Here is a 3653-nt window from a genome sequence, read left to right as displayed (position 1 = left end):
GATGGCCTCTCTGATGTACAATACAAGAAAACATTAATGCAGGTCAGTGGCCTGAATGAATTGGTTAAAAATATGCACCCTAAATTAAGTGCCAACCAAACCTTGCTTATGATGGAATTTGTGTTGCATGGCCTGGCAGAGTATTCACAGCTTAATAAAAAATACCACGAAGGTGGTTTTGGTTTCTCTGATATGTTCGACAGCCTGTTCAGCAATGAGCATGATGAAGACGATGATATAGATTTCAGATAGAATGGGGAGAACATTATACCTTATAATGCTAACTGTGATGATGTTGGCATTGGACTACTACTGTTACAAAGCCATCTTAGCTGTATTTAAAAATTGGAAACCAAAAACGAAGTTCTTTTTTACTACACTCTGGTGGACTTATACCGTTGTGTTAACATTGGGCGTATTTGCAAGCATTTATTTAAACCTGTTTCTTTCCTTAAGGGCAGTTATATTAGTGGCTTACTTTTTAACGGTAGCCTGTAAGTTTGTGCTGCTACCCTTTTTGCTGATTGATGACCTTCGCCGACTGGCCATTAAATTATTCCGCAAAAAAGAAACGCCAGCACCCCTTACTCCTGCAGTAGAAAATACAGAGGCTATCAGTCGCTCTTCCTTTTTAGTTAAAGCAGGTTTAGTGGTTGCAGCCGTTCCTTTGACCTCTTTAACCTGGGGCATTGTTTCTGGTGCTTATGATTATACCGTAAGGCGAGTGCCCCTTATTTTGCCTAATTTGCCTAAAGCTTTTGATGGTATTACCATGGCCCAGATTTCTGATATCCACTCGGGCAGTTTCTACAATAAAAAAGCGGTAAACGGTGGTATAGATATGCTGCTGGCAGAAAAACCCGACTTTGTGTTCTTTACCGGCGATTTGGTGAACGACATGGCCTCAGAGATGCGCCACTACCAGGATATCTTTGCAAGGGTAAAAGCACCTTTAGGCGTTTATTCTTCCCTGGGGAACCACGATTATGGCGATTATCATTTTGGTAAAGCACCTTCTTTGGCAAAAGCAAGAAACCTGCAGGATGTGATTAAAACACACAAAACCATGGGCTGGGATTTACTGATGAACGAGCATCGCCGCCTTAAAGTAGATGGTGAAGAAATTGGTATTGTAGGGATTGAAAACTGGGGTACCGGTCGTTTTCCTCGCTATGGACGGATGGACCTGGCCATGAAAGATACCGATGACCTGCCAGTAAAACTTTTGTTAAGTCATGATCCTTCACACTGGCGTTTGCAGGTATTAGAAGAATACCCGCAAGTTGACGCCATGTTTAGCGGCCATACCCATGGAATGCAATTTGGAGTACGCCTAAAAGAAATGCAATGGAGCCCTATTCAATATATTTATAAAGAATGGGCAGGCCTATACCGCGAAAAGCACCAGCAGCTATATGTTAACGTAGGTTACGGCTTTCTGGGTTACCCCGGCAGGGTAGGCATTTTGCCAGAAATCACCATATTTGAACTGAAGCGGGCTTAATTAGCCCGCATTAAAACGATAACCAACACCCCGTACGGTTTGTAACAACTGTGGATTGTCTGGGTTAAGCTCTATTTTTTTGCGCAGCCTAACAATATGCATGTCAAGCGTACGGGTGTTTACATCAGAGTTGTAACCCCATACCACCAACATCAGCTCTTCGCGGTTAATCACATTATTAGGGTTCCTCAGAAAGTACAAGAGAATCCTGTTCTCCAGGATGGTCAACTCAATTTTCTTGCCCTGTCTTATTAAACTGTGTATATTAGGATGATGTTCTGTATCACCAAAGCGGTGAATTTCAGACTTGTCATTGTTCAGCAAAAACTTAACCTTACTTTCCAGCATGGCCACTAATACATCCATATTAAAAGGTTTGGTTACATAGTCTGAAGCACCGAAATTATAAGCATCAATTTTATCTATATCTTGTGCCTTGGCGGTCATCATGATAATTAATTTATCAAAACCCAGTCGGCGAACTTCTTCACAAACCTGTGCACCCTGCATACCCGGCAACATCCAATCTAATAAAACTATGTCTGGTTTTTCAGCTAATATCATGTGTTTCGCGGTTTCTCCGTCGCCAGCTTCCAACATGTCGTAACCTTCTGCTTTTAAACGATGAACCACTAGAAAACGCAAGTTCTCATCATCCTCCACTATTAATATTTTAATTCCTTTAGACATTTATTTTAGTCGTTAAATGGTAATACAATTTTAAACTCTGTTCCTTTGTTAACTTTACTTTTAACAGAAATTTCGCCCTTCATAAAGTTAACAAGTTCCTTACAGAAAGCCAAACCCAGGCCTACGCTGCCATTCTGGTTATAGATATTCTGTATGCGGTAAAACTTTTTAAAGATACTGCCAATCTGTGGCGATGGTATGCCTATACCCTGATCTGTAAAAGTAAATATTACCTTTCCTTTTTGTAAGCGTGCGGTAATATGCAATTTTTTACGCTCCGGCGGCGAATATTTATAAGCATTCTCTGCAAGGTTATCAAACAAACTCCCCAGCAACACCGGATCGGTTTTAAAAGTACTTAATCCTGAAATTTCATAGGTAAAGTCAAAATCAGGGTGTTTTAACCGATGAGATTCAATGGTATTCTCAATAAATTCGCGAACGTAAATGATCTCCTCATTCAGCTGTATGGCTTGATTTTCAATTTGTGTAAAAGCCAGCAATTTATTCATCAATCCGTTGAGCTTATCGGCTTCCTCATCAAGAATCCTTCCATACATTTTCATTTCCCGGTCTGATAAGGACGTAGCACTTTTTATATTGTTACCAGCAATTTTTATGACGCTCACGGGGGTTTTAAACTCATGGGTAAGGTTATTTACAAAATCATATTGTAGCTTAAACATCCTGTGGTTAATATTCAGGTTGCGGTAAATTAAATAGGCCACAAATACCAGGATACCATAAAAAACAAGGATCACCATGGCGATAGGCAGAAAATACAACATGATTTCCTTGTCGATAAACGTTTTTGCAGAGATAAAGTAGAGCTTATAATCAGAAAACGGTCCAGGCAGCGTTATTTCCGTGGCTTTATATTCCCATGAGGTCTCTATAGGGTCGTAAGTAAGGGGTTCTATACGGATGTTCTGGTATAAATGCTTGTAGCGGTTAATGATCTTTATTTTAAAAGGATCAAGGTGAAAAGTCAGCATATCTTGCTGGTAAACTGGTGCAGGATCGAGTTTTTTCCGCAGCATCTGCTTATAAACCTTCAGGTCTTCAAACCTGGGAAAATTGAGGTAGGTAATTTTATTAGACCTTACAATACTTAAATGACTAAAAAGCTGGTCTTGGGTGGGTGCTTTTGTCGTGTCTAAACTTTCAATAAAAGAAATGAGCTTGATGCCAAGGGCATTAAAATCATCACCACGTTTAAAGCTCTGGTGGCCGTCTGCAGAAAAAAGCTTAACCGAATCTGCAGGAATATAACTGCCGAACTGATAAATGGCTTTTGGACCAAAAGAAAAATTGCCCGTATTTAAACCATCCTTTACAGGGCTATTGGTAACTTCAGAATCATAAAATACCACCTTAGATACAAAAGGATATTGCAGCAATAGCGTATCTACATATTTTGCGGTAGTAGCAGAGTCAAGGTAACCATTGTAATAAGAAA

General features: G+C 39.9%; 3 protein-coding genes and 1 pseudogene. 2 read left to right on the top strand and 2 right to left on the bottom strand.

The window, feature by feature from the left end; all coding sequences use genetic code 11:
- Nucleotides 1-252 (top strand): annotated as a pseudogene (locus ACR2F7_RS07595) (magnesium chelatase); the annotation flags it as partial.
- A gap of 37 nt (nucleotides 253-289) precedes the next feature.
- Complete coding sequence (locus ACR2F7_RS07590; protein WP_432712982.1) at nucleotides 290-1504, top strand: metallophosphoesterase; 1215 nt, start codon at nucleotides 290-292, stop codon at nucleotides 1502-1504.
- Here ACR2F7_RS07590 and ACR2F7_RS07585 read toward each other — a convergent pair whose 3' ends face one another.
- Together ACR2F7_RS07585 and ACR2F7_RS07580 are read right to left on the bottom strand one after the other, a co-directional pair.
- The gene (locus tag ACR2F7_RS07585) at nucleotides 1505-2194 is read right to left on the bottom strand and encodes a response regulator transcription factor (RefSeq protein ID WP_432712981.1); all 690 of its coding nucleotides are present in this window, start codon (nucleotides 2192-2194) and stop codon (nucleotides 1505-1507) included.
- A 5-nt stretch (nucleotides 2195-2199) separates the two neighbouring features.
- Nucleotides 2200-3653, bottom strand: a 1454-nt coding sequence (locus ACR2F7_RS07580) for a sensor histidine kinase (protein WP_432712980.1), incomplete at its 5' end; no start/stop codon positions are given.

The organism is Pedobacter sp., assembly GCF_045628745.1.
Lineage (GTDB): Bacteria > Bacteroidota > Bacteroidia > Sphingobacteriales > Sphingobacteriaceae > Pedobacter.
The sequence above is the reverse complement of the archived record's forward strand: the minus strand, read 5'-3'. Positions and strand labels throughout refer to the sequence as shown.